17 protein-coding genes are annotated in these 17,221 nt (G+C 71.2%); 9 read left to right on the top strand and 8 right to left on the bottom strand.

What is annotated here, in order from left to right; genetic code table 11:
- Positions 1 to 169: 169 nt before the first annotated feature.
- The 5 genes from ABZ876_RS16005 to ABZ876_RS15985 all read left to right on the top strand — a co-directional run bounded on the left by ABZ876_RS16005 (position 170) and on the right by ABZ876_RS15985 (position 5,691).
- Complete coding sequence (locus ABZ876_RS16005; RefSeq protein WP_361780338.1) at positions 170 to 1,909, top strand: MFS transporter; 1,740 nt, start codon at positions 170 to 172, stop codon at positions 1,907 to 1,909.
- Positions 1,910 to 2,040: 131 nt separating this feature from the next.
- On the top strand, positions 2,041 to 2,703 hold the full coding sequence (locus tag ABZ876_RS16000; protein WP_361780335.1) for a class I SAM-dependent methyltransferase: 663 nt from the start codon (positions 2,041 to 2,043) through the stop codon (positions 2,701 to 2,703).
- 10 nt (positions 2,704 to 2,713) lie between these two features.
- Positions 2,714 to 3,628 (top strand): N-acetylmuramoyl-L-alanine amidase, encoded by a 915-nt coding sequence (locus ABZ876_RS15995; RefSeq protein ID WP_361780334.1) that lies wholly within the window; start codon positions 2,714 to 2,716, stop codon positions 3,626 to 3,628.
- A 192-nt stretch (positions 3,629 to 3,820) separates the two neighbouring features.
- Positions 3,821 to 4,546, top strand: a complete 726-nt coding sequence (locus ABZ876_RS15990) for a hypothetical protein (RefSeq protein ID WP_361780331.1) — start codon at positions 3,821 to 3,823, stop codon at positions 4,544 to 4,546.
- Positions 4,547 to 4,656: 110 nt separating this feature from the next.
- A complete protein-coding gene (locus tag ABZ876_RS15985; protein WP_361780329.1) occupies positions 4,657 to 5,691 on the top strand; it encodes an LLM class F420-dependent oxidoreductase in 1,035 nt (344 codons plus the stop codon).
- 16 nt (positions 5,692 to 5,707) lie between these two features.
- Here ABZ876_RS15985 and ABZ876_RS15980 read toward each other — a convergent pair whose 3' ends face one another.
- The gene (locus ABZ876_RS15980) at positions 5,708 to 6,262 is read right to left on the bottom strand and encodes a hypothetical protein (RefSeq protein WP_361780326.1); all 555 of its coding nucleotides are present in this window, start codon (positions 6,260 to 6,262) and stop codon (positions 5,708 to 5,710) included.
- Positions 6,263 to 6,423: 161 nt separating this feature from the next.
- Between ABZ876_RS15980 and ABZ876_RS15975 the strand changes: the two genes are divergently transcribed.
- Entirely contained in the window at positions 6,424 to 6,717 is a 294-nt protein-coding gene (locus tag ABZ876_RS15975; protein ID WP_361780324.1) for a hypothetical protein, read from the top strand.
- A gap of 23 nt (positions 6,718 to 6,740) precedes the next feature.
- On the opposite strand, the gene ABZ876_RS15970 is transcribed toward ABZ876_RS15975, so the two are convergent.
- Both ABZ876_RS15970 and ABZ876_RS15965 read right to left on the bottom strand, forming a co-directional pair.
- Complete coding sequence (locus tag ABZ876_RS15970; RefSeq protein ID WP_361780321.1) at positions 6,741 to 8,120, bottom strand: FAD-binding oxidoreductase; 1,380 nt, start codon at positions 8,118 to 8,120, stop codon at positions 6,741 to 6,743.
- Between the two features lie 46 nt (positions 8,121 to 8,166).
- Positions 8,167 to 9,132 (bottom strand): antibiotic biosynthesis monooxygenase, encoded by a 966-nt coding sequence (locus ABZ876_RS15965; protein ID WP_361780318.1) that lies wholly within the window; start codon positions 9,130 to 9,132, stop codon positions 8,167 to 8,169.
- Positions 9,133 to 9,216: 84 nt separating this feature from the next.
- On the opposite strand from ABZ876_RS15965, the gene ABZ876_RS15960 reads away from it, so the two are divergent.
- Entirely contained in the window at positions 9,217 to 9,783 is a 567-nt protein-coding gene (locus ABZ876_RS15960; protein WP_361780315.1) for a nucleoside deaminase, read from the top strand.
- A 61-nt stretch (positions 9,784 to 9,844) separates the two neighbouring features.
- Here ABZ876_RS15960 and ABZ876_RS15955 read toward each other — a convergent pair whose 3' ends face one another.
- The 3 genes from ABZ876_RS15955 to ABZ876_RS15945 are packed head-to-tail and all read right to left on the bottom strand — an operon-like array spanning position 9,845 to position 13,112.
- On the bottom strand, positions 9,845 to 10,915 hold the full coding sequence (locus ABZ876_RS15955) for a prenyltransferase (RefSeq protein ID WP_361780312.1): 1,071 nt from the start codon (positions 10,913 to 10,915) through the stop codon (positions 9,845 to 9,847).
- On the bottom strand, positions 10,912 to 11,664 hold the full coding sequence (locus tag ABZ876_RS15950) for a class I SAM-dependent methyltransferase (RefSeq protein ID WP_361780309.1): 753 nt from the start codon (positions 11,662 to 11,664) through the stop codon (positions 10,912 to 10,914). Before ABZ876_RS15950 ends, ABZ876_RS15955 begins: the two co-directional genes overlap by 4 nt.
- On the bottom strand, positions 11,658 to 13,112 hold the full coding sequence (locus ABZ876_RS15945; RefSeq protein WP_361780306.1) for a glycosyltransferase family 4 protein: 1,455 nt from the start codon (positions 13,110 to 13,112) through the stop codon (positions 11,658 to 11,660). Before ABZ876_RS15945 ends, ABZ876_RS15950 begins: the two co-directional genes overlap by 7 nt.
- 224 nt (positions 13,113 to 13,336) lie before the next feature.
- Here ABZ876_RS15945 and ABZ876_RS15940 point away from each other — a divergent pair, with 224 nt between their 5' ends.
- Positions 13,337 to 13,984: a TetR family transcriptional regulator gene (locus ABZ876_RS15940; RefSeq protein WP_361780303.1), complete on the top strand. Its 648-nt coding sequence runs from the start codon at positions 13,337 to 13,339 to the stop codon at positions 13,982 to 13,984.
- A gap of 230 nt (positions 13,985 to 14,214) precedes the next feature.
- Here the strand turns inward: ABZ876_RS15940 and ABZ876_RS15935 are convergent, their stop codons facing one another.
- Positions 14,215 to 14,448 (bottom strand): ferredoxin, encoded by a 234-nt coding sequence (locus ABZ876_RS15935; protein WP_361780300.1) that lies wholly within the window; start codon positions 14,446 to 14,448, stop codon positions 14,215 to 14,217.
- Between the two features lie 3 nt (positions 14,449 to 14,451).
- Entirely contained in the window at positions 14,452 to 15,912 is a 1,461-nt protein-coding gene (locus tag ABZ876_RS15930; RefSeq protein WP_361780297.1) for an aldehyde dehydrogenase, read from the bottom strand.
- A gap of 186 nt (positions 15,913 to 16,098) precedes the next feature.
- On the opposite strand from ABZ876_RS15930, the gene ABZ876_RS15925 reads away from it, so the two are divergent.
- Positions 16,099 to 17,121 (top strand): MBL fold metallo-hydrolase, encoded by a 1,023-nt coding sequence (locus ABZ876_RS15925; RefSeq protein WP_361780294.1) that lies wholly within the window; start codon positions 16,099 to 16,101, stop codon positions 17,119 to 17,121.
- The last annotated feature ends 100 nt before the right edge of the window (positions 17,122 to 17,221 follow it).

Below are 17,221 nucleotides of genomic sequence, written 5' to 3'. Positions count from 1 at the left end.
GACGTCGGAAACCCAAGCACCGGTCAAGGATTCGTTAGTCCGCCGAAGCAACGGAATAGTTGCCCGTGCATACAGGTTGCACCGGCACGATCGCGCCGCACGGATGCCGCACGGATGCCGCGCGCGGCCGTCCGCTCCCGTTCACTCCCGGCCCTGGAGGCCCCCTGTCATGACGCACACGACGACCGACCAGCCCGCTCGGAGGCCGCCCGGCGCGATCGTGCCGGTGCTCGCCTTCGCGGGCATCGTTGTCGCGGTGATGCAGACGCTGCTGGTCCCGGTCATCAAGGATCTGCCCCGGTTGCTGAGCACCGTACCCAGCAATGCCACCTGGGTCCTGACCTCCACCCTCCTCTCGGGCGCCGTGGCCACCCCGATCATGGGCCGCCTCGGTGACCTCTACGGCAAGCGGCGGATGCTGCTCTCCAGCCTGGCCGTGATGGTGGTCGGCGCACTGGTCAGCGCGTTCACCGACGCCCTGCTGCCGATGCTCGCCGGCCGTACGCTCCAGGGCTTCGCGATGGGCGCGATCCCGCTCGGTATCGGCCTCATGCGCGACATGCTGCCCCGGGAGCGGCTGGGCTCGGCGATGGCCCTGATGAGCTCCTCGATCGGCGTCGGCGGCGGACTCGCGCTGCCCGCCGCGGCCCTGGTCGCCCAGCACGCCGACTGGCACATCCTGTTCTTCGGCGCCGCCGGACTCGGCGTCCTGTCGATCGTCCTGACCCTTCTCGTCGTGCCGGAGTCCCCCGCGCGCGCCCGGGGCTCCTTCGACCTGCCGGGAGCGCTCGGCCTGTCCGCCGGCCTTGTGCTGCTCCTGCTGCCGATCACCAAGGGCAGCGACTGGGGCTGGGCGTCCGGCACCACGCTCGGCCTGTTCGGTGCGTCCGTCGTGGTCCTCGTCCTGTGGGGCCTGCTGGAGCTGCGCGTGGCCGCCCCGCTGGTCGACCTGCGCACCACCGCCCGCCGCGAGGTGCTGCTCACCAACCTCGCCTCGATCATGGTCGGCGTCTCGTTCTACGTGGTCTCGCTCGTGCTGCCGCAGCTGCTCCAGCTGCCCGCCGCCACCGGCTACGGCCTGGGCGAGTCGATGGTCGTCGCGGGCCTGTGCGTGGCCCCGCTGGGCCTGACGATGATGTTCACGGCACCGCTCTACGCCCGCCTCTCCGCCCGCTACGGCCCCAAGGTCACCCTGATCACCGGCCTGCTCGTCATCGGGATCGGCTACGGCGGCGGTCTCGGCCTGATGGACGCCGCCTGGCAGACCGTCGTGACGTCGGTGATCCTCGGCGCGGGCATCGGCCTCGCCTACTCCTCGCTGCCCGCGCTGATCGTCGGCGCGGTCCCGGCCTCGGAGACGGGCGCGGCCAACGGCCTCAACACCCTGATGCGCTCCATCGGCACATCGGTCTCCAGCGCCGTCATCGGCATGGTGCTCGCCAACACCGCGCAGCATGTGAACGGCATCGCGATCCCGACCATGCACGGCTTCCACGTCTCGTTCGTGATCGCGACCGCCGCGGTGGCGGTCGGCCTGCTGCTCGCCCTGTTCCTGCCCGGGCAGCGCCCCTCGGCCCACCCCCAGCTGCGCGCGAGCAGCGAGGAGGACGCCGGCCTGGAGCGGGCCGAGGAGGTGCTGCGGGGCTTCCGCGGCCGGGTTCTGGACGCCGGGGGAGCCCCGGTCGCCCGCGCCAAGGTCACGCTGATCGACCGCCGGGGCCGCCAGGCGGGCGCCACGCTCTCCGCGGAGGACGGCAGTTATGCGCTGGCCGTGCCGGCACAGGGCCCCTATGTCGTGGCCGCCAGGGCCGCGGGCCACGCCCCGCTCGCCTCGTCGGCCAGCCACACCGGCGACGTCCGCCCGGTGGATCTGGATCTCTCCCTGCCGGGCGAGACGGTCTTGGCCTGACCCTCGCCGATCCGCACCCCCCGTCGCCCACGCGGCGGGGGGTGCGGCAGCATGGGGCGCCTACAGGTCCGTACGAAACGCCCTGCGCGGCCGTGCGGGACCTGCCCGTACGTACGACCGAGAGGACCCCCATGCCCGCGGCGCCGAAGCCTGAGATCCTGGCCGCTTTCGAGGCCGCGAAGGGGTTCATGCCGCTGCGCGAGGGGCTCGCGCTGTACGAGGCCGCCGTCCAGGCCGGGCGGCTGGGGCTGCCCCTGCTGGAGGTCGGCACCTACTGCGGGCGCTCCACGATCCTGCTCGCCGACGCGGCCCGCGCCGCCGGTGTCACCGCGCTCACGGTCGACCACCACCGCGGCAGCGAGGAGCAGCAGCCGGGCTGGGAGTACCACGACCCGGAGACGGTCGATGCCGAGGTCGGCCTGATGGACACCCTGCCGGCCTTCCGGCGCACCCTGTACAAGGCGGGCCTGGAGGACCACGTGGTCGCGCTCGTCGGCCGGTCGCCCCAGGCGGCCGCCGTCTGGAACAGCCCCCTCGGCCTCGTCTTCATCGACGGCGGCCACACCGACGAGCACGCGAACGCCGACTACGAGGGCTGGGCTCCCCACGTGGCCGAAGACGGGCTGCTCGTGATCCACGACGTGTTCCCGGAGCCGGAGGACGAGTTCACCGGCCAGGCCCCCTACCGCGTCTACCTCCGGGCCCTGGAGTCGGGCGCGTTCACGGAGGTCTCGGCGACCGATTCGCTGCGCGTCCTGAGGCGAACGCGGGCGGCGGGCGCGACGCGCGGTTAGGGTCGCAGGCATGTCGTACGCTGGACCGGACTTCGATGCCCCCGAGCCCCGCCGCCCGCGGCGCGGGCCGCTGACGGTCGCGATCGCCGCGCTGGTGCCGGCCGCCCTGCTCGGCTGGCTGGTGTACGAGGCGGTGGCCGACACCGGCGGCGGACCGGCCGGTGCGGCACCCAGGACGGGCCCGCCCGCGGCCGCGCCCTCGGAGGACGACGGAAAGCTCTCCCCCTCCTCCCCCGCCCCGGCCCCGTCAGGCTCGCTCAAGGGGAAGGTCGTCCTCGTCGACCCGGGGCACAACCCCGGCAACTTCCGGCACGCCACCGAGATCAATCGCCCGGTGGACATCGGCACGGCCCGGAAGGAGTGCGACACCACCGGCACCTCCACCAACTCGGGCTACACCGAAGCCCGGTTCACACTCGACGTGGCGCGCCGGCTGCGCACGATCCTCGAACGGCAGGGCGCCACCGTGAAGTTCACCCAGGACGGCGACCGCGCGTGGGGGCCGTGTGTGGACGAGCGGGCGCGCATGGGCAACGCGGCGCACGCGGACGCGGCGGTCTCCGTCCACGCGGACGGCGCGGCGCAGGGTGACCGCGGCTTCCACGTCATCCTCCCGGCCTCCGTGCACAAGGGTGCCGCCGACACCCGCCCCATCGTGGGCCCCTCGCGGGACCTGGGCGAACGCATCGAGGCCGGCTTCACCCGCGTCACCGGGAGCAAGCCCTCGAACTACGTGGGCGACGGCACCGGTCTCGACGTACGCAGTGATCTCGGCGGGCTCAACCTGTCCACCGTTCCGAAGGTGTTCATCGAGTGCGGCAACATGCGCGACAGCACGGACGCCGCACGCTTGACCAGCGGTGCGTGGCGGCAGAGGGCGGCGCAGGGAATCTCCGAGGGAATCGTGGGCTTCCTGCGCGGGTAGCGATCACCCGTACGGGCCCGGCGGACACCCCGGACGGGCGGACGATAGTGTCGACCCTACGACGAGGGGCTGCCCCCGGCGCTTCACCCCGCGGCCCGACGGCGACATGGTGACAGCGACGCCTCCACCGACGACGAGACGACAGACGAAGGACCCGAAGTGAATATCCGCTCCCTCACTAGAGGCGACGGCGTGGTGATAGGAGCAGCGGTATTGCTGTTCATCGCGTCGTTCCTCGACTTCTACTCGGCCGCGGGCTTCAGCGGCGCCTCGAACGCCTGGGACACCCTCGGTGTAGGCCTCGGCCTCTACATGGGTGGGGTCATCGGTGCCGCTCTGATCGTCGCCAACCGTTGCCTGCCGCAGCCTCGCAAGATCGCCGGTCTGGACCTCGCAACGGTCGGCGCGGCTTTCACGATCCTCGCCGCGTGGAGCCTGTTCTGGTTCCTGGTGGACGTCCCCGGCAGCCTGGACGCCGGCTCCGGTCTCGTCCTCGGCTTCATCGCCGCCCTCGTCCTGGCCGCCGCGGCCATCGCCACCCCGCTCGTCCCGGCCCTTCAGGCCGCCCTCATCCCCGCCCCCAAGCCCGCCGCCCCCCAGCCCTACGGCGCACAGCCGCAGACGGGCTACGGCTACCCGGGCGCCCAACAGCAGCCCTACGGCGGCCAGTTGCAGCAGACCCAGCCGTTCGGCGTTCAGCCGCAGCAGGCTCCCGCCGCGGAGTTCTCGCCGTTCTGGTTCGCCGTGCCGGTGCCGCGTCCGCTCTACGCGGAGGACGGCTCGCCCACGCCGATCGCCGAACTGGCGCCCGGCACCTGGTACCTGGCCGTCGAGCAGCGCGGCCCCGGCCTGGTGGCGCAGACGCAGGACGGCCGCCGCGGCGTGCTCCAGGACACCAGCGGTATCCAACGGGGCTGAGCCCCCTTCCGCACGGCCCCTCGCCCCTTCCGGGCGGGGGGCCGTCGTCGTACAGTCGCACCTCGGCAGCTAACTGACGTGGCGTCAGTCACCGATCGTCTGGAGGCGTGATGCGGCTGGGACTGGCGCTCGGCTACTGGGGCCGCGGGCCCGCGGCGGACCAGGTCATGCTGGCGCGGGAGGCCGAACGGCTCGGCTACGACTCCGTGTGGACCGCCGAGTCCTGGGGCTCGGACGCCTTCACCCCGCTGACCTGGATCGCCGCACAGACGTCGAGGATCAAGCTGGGGACGGCGGTCGCCCAGATGGCCGCCCGCTCCCCCACCGCCACGGCGATGCACGCGCTTACCCTGGACCACCTCTCCGGCGGGCGCATGATGCTCGGCCTCGGTCTGTCGGGGCCGCAGGTCGTCGAGGGCTGGTACGGACGGCCGTTCCCCGCCTCCCCGCTGACCGCGACCCGCGAGTACGTAGACGTCGTGCGCCAGGTGCTGCGGCGCGCGGCCCCGGTGACGCTGGACGGGCGCTTCCACTCCCTGCCGTACCGGGGCGTGGACGGCACCGGACTCGGCAGACCGCTGAAGCCGATCACTCATCCGCTGCGGGCCGGCCTTCCCGTCCTGCTGGGCGCGGAGGGCCCGAGGAACGTGGCGCAGACGGTACGGATCGCGGACGGCTGGCTGCCGCTGTACTGGTCGCCGACCCGTCCCGAGGTGTACGAGGCGTCGCTGGCCGGGCTGCGGGAGGCCGGCGGCGAAGGGGGCCCGCGCTCCTTCCTCATCGCGCCGATGGCCCGGGTCAAGGTCTGCGACGACATGGCCGAGGGACTGCTGCCGGTCAAGGCGATGCTCGGCTTCTACATCGGCGGAATGGGCCACGCGGCCCGCAACTTCCACGTCGACCTCATGGCGCGCATGGGCTACGAGGAGGAGGCGCACCGGGTCCAGCGACTGTTCCTGGAAGGCCGGCGGGAGGAGGCGGTGCTGGCCGTGCCCGACGCCTTCGCGGACGAGATCTCCCTCGTGGGGCCGCGCCGGCGTATCGCGGAACGCCTGGAGTTGTGGCGCAAGGGCCCGGTCACGGACCTGCTGGCCCTGTCCCCCGACCCGCACACGCTGCGGGTGCTGGCCGAACTGAACGGCTAGGGCGGCGCCGGCCCGGTCAGCCCCGGGCGAGCTGAGGGGTCGACGGGACCAGGGACCGGACGGGGACGCCCGCGCTCTTTCCCCCGGCCTTCACCTGGCGGATGACGGCGTCGAAGGAGCCCGCGGCCGACTCGTCGCCCTTGCGGAGCCTGCCCGGCAGGGACTTGAGGGAGTCGATGGACGGGGCGAGCGGGGCGATGGCCCGGGACAGCGCGGGGTGTCCCTGGGCGTTGCGCCGGGCGGCCATGAGCCGGTGGTACGCGAACGTGCCCGCCAGGGACGCCTTCATCAGCGCGGTGTTGCGTCCCTTCGCCTTCTTCGAGAACGCCCCGGCCTTCCACGGCTTCACGATCCACTGGTGGACCGCCCCGGACGCGAGACCCGCGTTCACCGCGAAACGGGCCTTGGCGAGCCTCTGCCACTGCGCCGGGGTGCTCGGCGAGGGCGAGGGGACCGTGATGTAGGCGGCGACCTCCCGGGTGGCGGCGCCGCTCCCGCAGGCGACGACCCCGGCAAGCAGGGCGCCGCACAGGGCGAGCGCCAGGGCGAAGGCTCGTATCGATGCCGGCACGGGGTCCTCCGGGTAGGGAAGGCGACTGCTCCACCGGCAGCCTCTCCCGCCCCACGGGGCGGCGCCGCCCCGGAGGGACCGATCGGGTGAATGCCTTGTCCCGCAAGGGCTTCGCGGGTCCCGGGGGGTTTCAACGAAGGGCGGCGGGCAATCCGGAGGGCATGTCCCCTCGATATCGCAACGGTGCCAATCAAGCCGGCACGGTCATAGCGGTCGTCGCCGATGTCATGGCCCTCATCCTGGGCCTGTGGATCCTGATGTACCTGCTGGACGCGAACCCGGGCAACGCCCTGGTGCAGTTCGTCCACCACACCGCCACGTGGCTCGCGGGCTGGTCGCGTGACCTGTTCACGTTCGACGAGGCCTGGGCTCGCGTCGTCGCCGGATACGGTCTGGCCGCCGTGGTCTACCTCTTCGTCGGCCACGCCATCGCCAACCGCATCCAGCGCCACTGAGCCAGCGCCGGGAGGAACCCGCCTCAGGCGGACAGGTAGGAGAAGAAGAGGCCCTGTGGGTCGTACTCCGCCCGCAGAGATTGCAGACGCTCCCAATCGGAAGGCGTGAACGACCGGCGGGCGCGGGAGGGATCGGCGGTCAGGTCCGCTTCGCCGATGTAATGCCCGGTCCCGAACCGCTCCGCCGTGCCCATGGCTTCGCGCAGCCAGCGCACGTTGACCTCGTCCTGCGCCGGATCGTCCCAGATCGCGTACGGCACGACGTAGCTCTCTCCGAGCACGGAGAACGCCATGTTCCGCAGCAGCTCCTCCTGCTGTGAAACCGGTGAGACGGGCGCCAGCACGATCGACTTCCCGGAGGGTGCTGCGGCGAACACCTCGCCCAATTGCGCCAGGAGCGTGGCGTGGTCCTCGCTCGACCACAGGGTGTCGGCCGCATAGCGGTGCTGTTCGGGCCATATGCCCGTGGAGGTGTCGTAGAGAGCGGCAAGAGATGTCGGCTGGTCCAGTCGCCGGGACAGCGGGCGCTCGGAGAGCGGGCAACTCCGCAGCGGACGAAGGGCGCGGACGGCTTCGGGGCGCGAGTTCGCGAAAGCGGTGGCGGTGACCACGACCACCTTGGACTGCGGTTCGGCCATCCCGCGGAACGCGTCCTGTGTGGCCAGTACGAAGGCCGACTCGACGTTTGCGGGGAGCTCACGCGCCGTCGCGCCGGCCCAGCGGGCAACGGGGCCGACTGCCGCAAGAGGGAAAACATAGGAGGTCGTGGCGAGCGCGGCCGGTCGCGGCTGAAGGCGGAGACGGAAGCCGGTGACGACGGCGAAGAAGCCGGGACCGGCTCCCCGCGCCGCCCAGAACAGGCCGGGATGCTCCTCCTCGGTGCACCTGAGCACTTCACCGTCGGCTGTCACAGCGGTGATCTCCAGTATGCTCGCGCAGCCCGCTCCCCACAGACGGGAGTTCCAGCCCAGTCCGCCGCTGAGCAGGTATCCGCCCAGAGCGACGGAGGCGCAGTGCCCTGCCGGGAAGGCGAGGCCGTGCCGGGCGAGCTCCATGGCGAACTCGCTGCCGATGGCACCGGGCTGCACGGTCGCCGTAGCCGAGTCGGCGTCGATGCTCCACCGATCGAGTCCGGAGAGGTCGAGGAGTACGCCTCCGTCCCTCAGTGATGAGCCGTACCAGCTGTGTCCACCCGCTCGGACGGCGAGCCGCAGACCGCGGGACCGGGCCAGCCCGAGCACTTCCGGGACGTCCCGTTCGCAGGCGGCCCGGACGATCAGGTCGGGGTACCGGTCCGGCTTGAGTTCGTTCCAGACCGCGCTCGTGCGGATGGCCTCGTATTCGGCGTCGCCCCTGCGGAAGAGTGCGCCCTCTATGCCCGGGCGACGGCTGCGTTCGCTCATGACGGCCTCCTCGTCGCCCGACGGCCTCCGGATCGGCTCGTTTCGGTCAGCCGGTGGTCAGACCGAAGATCGCGATGAACACCAGCCAGCACATGACCACCACTGCGGCGCCTGCCACGTCGATGCGGAGGGATGGCGCCCGTCTTGGCATCAGCCAGAAGGTGAGGGCTCTGTTCACCAACGGCATCAGCAGCCACGTCAGGATGCAGACACTCAACACATTTGAGATGAACAGGGCGATATAGCCGGGCACGCCGAGATCGCTGAGCACGGGGCCCACCGTGATGTTGAGGATCTTGACGGTGGGATAGAGGGCCAGTACCACGGACATGGCCTGCTTCCAGTTGGCCGGAGCGCCCTCTTCCTCGCCCTGCTCGAAGCGGAACCAGCTGCCGAACGCGGATCCGACCTTACGCACGTCGTAGGAGACGAAGCTGTCCCGCCCTTCGTCGAGAAGCCTCTGACGTTCGGGGGATTCGAGCCATGTGTCCAGGTGCTGCCGGGTGTCGAAGCGGAAGACGGTGACCCACTTGTCCTGGACCCCCTTCACGGGCCGGAACAACTCCGAGCCCATGAAGCCGGGGAACCTTCGCTGAGCCGCCAGGATCTTCTCCTGCCAGCCCCCAAACGCCCGTTCCTGGTCGGGTCGCACGTCGTGCGAGATCACCGCAGTGACGGCGTCATGGACCGGAGTGCCGCCCGCGAGAACTTCCTGTGTGGGGGGTTCCTCGAACAGAACGCTTGCCTGTTCGAGGAGTTCACGGCGCGTATCGGAGCTCAGCCAAGCGGTGAGCTGATCCAGACGGGAGAAGCGGAAGACGACGACCCACTCGTTGCCTTCGGCGGTCGGCGGGTACTGCTCCATGCCCTCGAACCCGTCGAATTCGCCTGCGGCCTCGTTCGTTCGATCCTGCCAGCGCCGGTAGTCGTCTTCACAACCCCGGCGGACCTTTTGGGAGGTCACGACGGTCGCGCTCTCGTTGTGGAAGCCAGGGGTTGCATGCGGACTCACCACCCCTAGAGTAGGTAGAAGGCATATATGGCGCAAAAGTAGCGTCTGGGGCGCACAAGTAGCGTCTGAATCGGAGGCACCGAGATGGGACCCAAGGAGTACCTGGCCGAAGCGGCGCAACTGGCCACCGAATCCGTCGAGAAAGGCTGGGGCGGTCCCTTCGGTGCCGTGATCACGCGCGACGGCGAGATCATCGCTCGCGGACAGAACCGGGTGCTCCTCACGGCAGACCCCACCGCGCATGGCGAGGTGGAAGCGATCCGCAAGGCCATCCAGGTCCTCAACCCGGATGCGCCCACGGTCTCCGAAGAGCATCAGAACGAGTACACACTGGAATTGGTGCCTCGTCCCGAGGGGTCCCCCGACGTCTTGCCGGAGCGTGCCCGAATGCTCCAGGGATGCTCGATCTACACCTGCGGCGCGCCCTGTCCGATGTGCATGAGTGCCATCTACTGGGCGCGGATGGACGCGGTCTACTACAGCTGCGACTGGAAAGCCACCGAGGACATCGGGTTCAGTGACGACTTCCAGTACGAGGACTTCCAGCGGCCCCTGGACCAGAGGACCATCACCATCGAGCAGATGTACCCCGAGTTGGGTGACAGGGCCTACCAGGCGTGGCGGGAGAAGCCGAACCGGCACCCGTACTGACGGTCACTCCCCCCGGCCACTTGCGACTTCCGGAAACTTCCGGAAAACGGCCTGGGTGTTCCTAGGCGCAGCAGTCCGGATCCAGGCCCCGGGGCAGTCGTTCGCCGCCGAAGACCGCGCAGGTCGGCTCGTCTCCGCCGAGCGCCGCTACGGCCAGCAGCAGGGAACCCGCCGTCCAGGAGGTCAGCTCCCGAGGCCAGATCGTACGGTCCTCGAAGACGTAGCCCGTCCAGTACAGGCCCGTCTCCGGGTCCCTCAGGTGCTGGATCGACTGGAGGATCCCCAGCGCACGGTCGGACTCTCCCATCGCCCACAGTGCCAGCGCCAGTTCGGCCGACTCGCCGCCGGTCACCCACGGATTGGGAACCACACACCGCACCCCGAGGCCCGGCACCACGAAGCGCTCCCAGTCCGCCTCGATGCGCTCCTTCGCCTCCGCCCCCGTCATGGCACCGCCGAGGACGGGGTAGTACCAGTCCATCGAGTAGCGGTCCTTGTCCAGGAACCGCTCGGGGTGCCGGCGTATCGCGTGCCGCAGCGCGCCCACCGCCAGTTCCCAGTCCGGCTGCGGCTCCTCCCGCTGCTCGGCGATGGCGAGGGCGCAGCGCAGCGCGTGGTGGATGGACGAGCACCCGGTCAGCAGGGCGTCCGTGACGTCGGTGCCGTCGTCCTCCCGCTTCCAGCCGATCTGCCCCCCGGGCTGCTGCAACCGGAGCACGAACTCCACGGCCGCGTAGACCGTCGTCCACATCCGGTCCAGGAAGGCGTCGTCACCGGTGGCCAGGTAGTGATGCCACACGCCGACGGCCACGTACGCGACGAAGTTCGTCTCACGGCCGCGGTCGGTGACGTGTTCCGGGTCGCCGTCGGTGTACGCCGCGTACCAGGAGCCGTCCTGGTTCTGATGCCGGGCCAGCCAGTCGTACGCCTGCTCGGCCGCCGTGTGCTCCCCGGCCGCGTCGAGCGCCATGGCCGCCTCGACGTGGTCCCACGGGTCGAGGTGGTGCCCGCGGAACCACGGTATGGCTCCGTCCTCCCGCTGCACGGCGAGAATCCCGCCGACGGTCGCGGCGGCCTGCTCGGCGGTGAGGACCCCGGGCAGGACGAGGTGTTCCGTCCGGGGGGTCGTCACTGGGCGGCCGCCTCGGACTGCTCGGAGAGCTGCGGCAGGTGGGGCTTGGTCGCGTACGCCACGAAGCTCTTGCCGATCAGCGGGTTCAGCGCCTGTTCGGCGACCCGGGTGGCGAGCGGCTTCTTCATGATGTCCCAGACGAGGAGCTTGTGGTACGCGCGCACCGGCAGCGCCTTGTCGTTGTCGACGCCGAACGCGCACTTCAGCCACCAGTACGGCGAGTGCAGTGCGTGCGCGTGATGGGTGCCGTACGGCCGCAGGCCCGCCTCCCGCATCTTCGCCAGGAGTTCATCGGCCTTGTAGATGCGGATATGGCCGCCCTCGACCTCGTGGTAGGCGTCGGACAGGGCCCAGCAGACCTTCTCGGGGCCGTAGCGCGGCACGGTGACCGCGATGCGGCCGCCCGGCTTGAGCACCCGGACCATCTCGGCGAGGACGCCCTTGTCGTCCGGGATGTGCTCCATGACCTCGGAGATGACCACGACGTCGAAGGAGGCGTCGGGGAAGGGCAGCGCGAGGGCGTCCCCTTCCATGGCGGTCGCGGTGGCTCCCGCGGGGGCCTCACCGGCCTCCTTCATCGCCGCGAACCACTTGGCGACCTCGCGGATCTCCTCACCGTTGCGGTCCAGGGCCACGACCTGGGCGCCGCGCCGGTAGCACTCGAAGGCGTGCCGTCCGGCACCGCAGCCGAGGTCCAGGACACGGTCGCCCGGGGCGAGCGGGAACCGGGAGAAGTCGACGGTCAGCACGTGGCCCTGCTTTCGCGGTTGGAATCGACGTCGGTCACAGTTGCGGCGGCACCGGCCGTCGCGGCCGCGGCACCGGGGGAGCCCAGGGGGCGGGCGGCACGCGTGACGGGGGAACGGTCGGGGCGCGCCGCCACGGGGACGGCACGGCCGGCCATCGCCTCGCGGTACCGCGCCACCGTGCCCTGGGCCGCCCTGGCCCAGGTGAAGTGGCGCAGCACCCGCTCACGGCCCGCGACGCCGAGCCGCGCCCGCAGTTGCGGGTCCCCGAGCAGCCGGCTCAGCGCGGCGGCCAGCGCGCCGGCGTCTCCGGGCGGCACCGCCAGGCATGTCTCGCCGTCGGGTCCGGCGACCTCCGGTATCGCGCCGCCGGTCGTGGCCACCAGCGGCGTACCCGTCGCCATCGCCTCGGCGGCCGGCAGCGAGAAGCCCTCGTACAGCGACGGCACGCACGCCACCTCGGCCGAGCGCACCAGGTCGACCAGCTCGGCGTCCGAGATGCCCTTGACGAACTCGACGGCGCCTTCGAGCCCGTACCGCTCGATGGCCTGGGCGACCGGGCCGTCCTGAGCGCGCTTGCCGACGACGACGAGATGTGCGCCGGGGTGCTCGGTCCGCACCTTGGCGAGCGCCTCGATCAGGAAGACGAGTCCCTTGAGCGGCACGTCCGCGCTGGACGTCGTCACGATCCGGCCCGGCACCTGCGGCACCGAGGGATCCGGCGAGAAGAGGTCGGTGTCGGCGCCGATGTGCACGACATGGACACGGTCCCGGGAGACGCCCAGGTGGTCCACGATCTCCTGGCGTGAGGTGCCGGAGACGGTGAGCACCGACGGCAGCCGGCGCGCGACCCGCTTCTGCATCCGGGTGAATGCGTACCAGCGCCGGACGGACGCCCGCCGCTGCCAGCCGTCGGCCGCGTCCAGCTCCAACTGCCGGTCCACGGTGATGGGGTGGTGGATGGTGGTGACCAGGGGCGCGCCCACGTCGCCCAGCAGGCCGTAGCCCAGTGTCTGGTTGTCGTGGACGACGTCGAAGTCGCCGCGCCGGGCGCGCAGATGGCGGCGGGCGCGCAGCGAGAACGTCAGCGGCTCGGGGAAGCCGCCGGTCCACATCGTCGCGACCTCGAGGGTGTCGATCCAGTCGCGGAACTCCTCGCGCCGCGGGGTGCGGAAGGGGTCGGGCTGGCGGTAGAGGTCCAGGCTCGGCAGTTCGGTGAGGGAGAGACCCGCGAGGTCCTCGTCCTCGTCGAGCACGGGGTACGGCTGTGCGCCGATGACCTCGACCCGGTGGCCGAGCCGGGCCAGCTCGCGCGAGAGGTGCCGTACGTACACGCCCTGGCCGCCGCAGAACGGGTTTCCCTTGTACGTCAGGAGCGCGATGCGCAGCGGGTGTTCCCCGTCCGCGGCCGACCCCTCCCCGGGACCGGCCTCCCTGGCCTCAGCGGTCACTCTCGGCCCCTTCTCCCTGCGATTTCCCGCGAGATTACGACGGGACGGTAATCTAGAACAAGTTTCAGACTTGATCGTTGAAGAGGCTCTGAATCTACCGGCAGGTAAGGGCAGGGGGAGCGGCGGATCGGGTGATTCGCGCCACGGCGCGAACCCCTGCCATGCTGTCCGAGCTGTGCGGTCATTCACCCTCACCGACGGTCACGGAACACGGAACGGGACCCATGCCTGCGGAAGCCAAGGTGCCATCCAGTACCGCGCGGCCGGCGGTGCAGCCGGCCTCGCCCCCGCTCACCGAGCGGCAGGAGGCGCGCCGCCGCCGGATCCTGCACGCGAGCGCGCAGCTGGCCGGCCGGGGCGGTTTCGACGCGGTGCAGATGCGGGAGGTCGCGGAGTCCTCGCAGGTGGCACTCGGCACCCTGTACCGCTACTTTCCCTCGAAGGTGCATCTGCTGGTCGCGACCATGCAGGACCAGCTGGAGCACCTGCACCGCACGCTCAGGAAGAAGCCGCCGGCCGGTGAGACGGCGGCCGAGCGGGTGGCGGAGACACTGATGCGCGCCTTCCGGGCGTTGCAGCGCGAGCCGCATCTCGCCGACGCCATGGTGCGCGCCCTGACCTTCGCCGACCGCAGTGTCTCGCCGGAGGTGGACCAGGTCTCCCGTCAGACGACGGCGATCATCCTGGACGCCATGGGGCTGGAGGACCCGGCGCCGGAGCAGCTGGCCGCGGTCCGCGTGATCGAGCACACCTGGCACTCGGCGCTGATCACCTGGCTCTCGGGGCGCGCCTCCATCGCCCAGGTCAAGATCGACATCGAGACGGTGTGCCGGCTGATCGACCTCACGCGTGGGGCCGTCGGGCGGGACTAGGGCACGAAAAAGACCTACGAGACAAGTTCCAACCGTTTTCCGATCTTGCGATCTTCCAACGTCTTTTCGATCGACCGTCGATGTCGGCCTAAGCGGAAATCGTAACCTCACGCCAAAGTCGGCTACTCCGGTTGAACGTCTTCGCTCATCCCGTAGGCACTTATCAGTGTAGCTCCGCCCTCTCCGGATGGAAGCCCCCAAACCTTGATTTTTTCACCTATTTCGGGCATCTAGTCCTCCGGCGGGAACACCGGTTCCCGGCTTCCCGCCAGCGTGATCAGGATTGCCTCCACCGGGCAGTTCTCCGCCGCCTCCAGAACCGGCTCGCCCGCGTCGGCGTCCGGTACGACGGGGTGGGACTGCCGGGCGGAGTCGAGGCGGAAGGCGTCGGGCGCCCGGTGGACGCACTGCGCGGAGCCGATGCACAGGCCGCGGTCGACCTCGATGTGCCAGCGGTCGCCCATGCGCTACGCCTCTTCGTACCCGGCGGGCAGATGGATCGTCTTGTGCTCCAGGAACTCGCCGTAGCCCTCGGGCCCGAACTCCCGGCCGAGGCCGGAGTTCTTGTAGCCGCCGAAGGGGCCCAGCATGTCGAGGCTGAAGGTGTTCACCGAGTACGTGCCGGTGCGCACCCGCCGGGCGATCTCGATGCCGTGCTCGACGTCCGCGGTCCACACGCTGCCGCTCAGCCCGTAGTCGGAGTCGTTGGCGATCCTCACGGCCTCGCTCTCGTCGCCGTACGGAAGCAGACAGATGACGGGGCCGAAGATCTCCTCGCGGGCGATGCGCATGGCGTTGTCGACATCGCCGAAGAGGGTCGGCTCGACGTACCAGCCGCGCTCCAGGCCGGACGGACGCCCGCCGCCGGTGAGGATCTTGGCGCCCTCCTCCTGGCCGATCCGGATGTAGTCGAGGCTGCGCTGCTGCTGGCGCCTGGCCACCAGCGGGCCGATCCGGGTGGCCGGGTCCAGCGGGTCGCCGACCGCCAGCGCGCTCGCCGCGGCGGCGAAGGCGTCGGCGAACTCGTCGTAGCGCGAGCGCGGCACCAGGATGCGGGTCTGGGCCACACACGCCTGGCCGTTGTTCATCCAGGCGGCCGGGACGATGCCCGCCACGGCCTGGGAGAGATCCGCGTCGGGCAGCACCACGGCCGCCGACTTGCCGCCCAGCTCCAGGGTCACGCGCGTCAGGTTCCGCGAGGCGACCTCCATCACGCGCCTGCCCGCCGCCACGGACCCGGTGAAGGACACCTTGTCGACGCCGGGGTGCCCGACCAGGTACTCGCTCACCTCGCGGTCCGCGGGCAGGATCGACAGCACGCCCTCCGGCAGCCCGGCCTCGCGGGCGATCTCGCCGAGGAGGTAGGCGTCGAGCGGGGACTCGGGCGACGGCTTGAGCACCACCGTGCAGCCGGCGAGCAGCGCGGGCGCGAGCTTGGCGGCGGCGACGAACTGCGGGACGTTCCACGGCACGACGGCCGCCACGACCCCGACCGGCTCGCGCCGTACGAGGATCCTCCCGAGGACCCCGGCGCGCCGCTCCTCGTGGCGGAAGTCCCGCGCGACCGTGATCGCCGCGTCCCAGACCATCATCGCGCCGAGCGCCTGCGCGAGGACGCTCCAGGAGTACGGGGAGCCGTTCTCGGAGGAGATCACACGCGCGATCTCCTCGTGCCGGACGCCGATCGCGTCCTTGATCCTCGTGACGACCCCGATCCGCTCGTCGAGTGCCGTCCGCGGCCAGGGCCCCTCGTCGAAGGCGCGGCGCGCGACGGCGACGGCCCGGTCGACGTCCTCGCGCGAGGCGTGCGGCACGCGTCCGATGACCTCCTCGGTGTGTGGGGAGACCACCTCGATGACGTCCCTGCCCAGGGGGTCGGTCAACTCCCCGCCGATGAACAGCTGTCCGTGTTCCACGAGCTCGGTCATGGCCGACTGCCTCCCCGGGACACTCCCTGACGATCCATCAGGTATCGCCGACACCGCCACTGATACCAGCTCCGGCCCACGGAGTCCACGGACGGGGGCGGGGAGATCGGGCCCGGGAGGTCGACTCGGGCTACCTTCGAAACATGTTCTAGTTATAGTGGCCGGAGGACGGCGATGGGGGGACGCATGACGCGGACGGCCGATCACGGCGGGGGCGTGCGGTCCCTCAGGGTTCCCATCCCGCGCAATCCCCTCGGCCACACGCTGGTGTACGTCGTCGACACCGACCGCGGCCCGGTGCTGGTCGACACGGGCTGGGACGACCCGGACTCCTGGGACGCGCTGACCGACGGACTGGCGGCGTGCGGCACCTCGGCCGAGGAGATCCACGGGGTGGTGATCACCCACCACCACCCCGACCACCACGGCCTCTCGGGCAGGGTCCGCGAGGTCTCCGGTGCCTGGGTCGCCATGCACGCGGCGGACACCGCGGTCGTACGGCGCACCCGGCAGGCCCGCCCCGAGCACTGGTTCGCCTATATGAGCGCCAAGCTCGCGGCGGCCGGCGCCCCCGAGGAGCACCTCGCGCCGCTGCGCACCCCGCGCTCGCTGCCCGGCCTCTCCCCCGCCCTGCCCGACCGCGAGATCGTCCCCGGCGAGCTGCTGGACCTCCCGGGCCGCCGCCTGCGCGCGATCTGGACCCCGGGGCACACGCCCGGCCATGTCTGTCTCCACCTGGAGGAGGAGCATCCCGCCGGACTCCCGGGCCACGGCCGCCTGTTCTCCGGCGACCACCTGCTGCCGGAGATCACCCCGCACATCGGCCTGTACGAGGACCTGGAGGACACCGCCGTGGCCGCCGATCCGCTGGGCGACTACCTCGACTCCCTGGAACGCGTCGGCCGGCTCGCGCCCGCCGAGGTGCTCCCGGCCCACCAGCACCCCTTCACCGACGCGCCCGCCCGCGTCCGGGAACTGCTGGCCCACCACGAGGAGCGGCTGACCGGCCTGCTCGCCCTCCTCGGCACCCCGCTGACCCTCTGGCAGCTCGCCGCGCGCATGAAGTGGAACCGCCCCTGGGACGACATCCCCTACGGCTCCCGGAACATCGCGGTCTCGGAGGCGGAGGCCCATCTGCGCCGCCTGGTGAAACTGGGCCGGGCGGAGGCGGTACCGGGGACGGACCCGGTGGCGTACACGGCGGTGTAGAGCCGAAGCCCTCACGCCGCGCGCTCGGCCCCGGGCGCCGGACCGGGGGCCGCGAGGCGCCGCGACGGGCTCTCCGGTGAGGCCCCCGCCCTGATCCCGG

Source organism: Streptomyces sp. NPDC046931 (assembly GCF_040644655.1).
Lineage (GTDB): Bacteria > Actinomycetota > Actinomycetes > Streptomycetales > Streptomycetaceae > Streptomyces.
This window is presented reverse-complemented; position numbering and strand designations above follow the sequence as displayed.

What these genes read in the sequence shown, in the direction of transcription:
- ABZ876_RS16005 (WP_361780338.1), top strand. Translation starts at nt 170, where the DNA reads ATGACGCACACGACGACCGACCAGCCCGCTCGGAGGCCGCCCGGCGCG.
- ABZ876_RS16000 (WP_361780335.1), top strand. Translation starts at nt 2,041, where the DNA reads ATGCCCGCGGCGCCGAAGCCTGAGATCCTGGCCGCTTTCGAGGCCGCG.
- ABZ876_RS15995 (WP_361780334.1), top strand. Translation starts at nt 2,714, where the DNA reads ATGTCGTACGCTGGACCGGACTTCGATGCCCCCGAGCCCCGCCGCCCG.
- ABZ876_RS15985 (WP_361780329.1), top strand. Translation starts at nt 4,657, where the DNA reads ATGCGGCTGGGACTGGCGCTCGGCTACTGGGGCCGCGGGCCCGCGGCG.
- ABZ876_RS15975 (WP_361780324.1), top strand. Translation starts at nt 6,424, where the DNA reads ATGTCCCCTCGATATCGCAACGGTGCCAATCAAGCCGGCACGGTCATA.
- ABZ876_RS15970 (WP_361780321.1), bottom strand. Translation starts at nt 8,120, where the DNA reads ATGAGCGAACGCAGCCGTCGCCCGGGCATAGAGGGCGCACTCTTCCGC.
- ABZ876_RS15960 (WP_361780315.1), top strand. Translation starts at nt 9,217, where the DNA reads ATGGGACCCAAGGAGTACCTGGCCGAAGCGGCGCAACTGGCCACCGAA.
- ABZ876_RS15940 (WP_361780303.1), top strand. Translation starts at nt 13,337, where the DNA reads ATGCCTGCGGAAGCCAAGGTGCCATCCAGTACCGCGCGGCCGGCGGTG.
- ABZ876_RS15935 (WP_361780300.1), bottom strand. Translation starts at nt 14,448, where the DNA reads ATGGGCGACCGCTGGCACATCGAGGTCGACCGCGGCCTGTGCATCGGC.
- ABZ876_RS15930 (WP_361780297.1), bottom strand. Translation starts at nt 15,912, where the DNA reads ATGACCGAGCTCGTGGAACACGGACAGCTGTTCATCGGCGGGGAGTTG.
- ABZ876_RS15925 (WP_361780294.1), top strand. Translation starts at nt 16,099, where the DNA reads ATGACGCGGACGGCCGATCACGGCGGGGGCGTGCGGTCCCTCAGGGTT.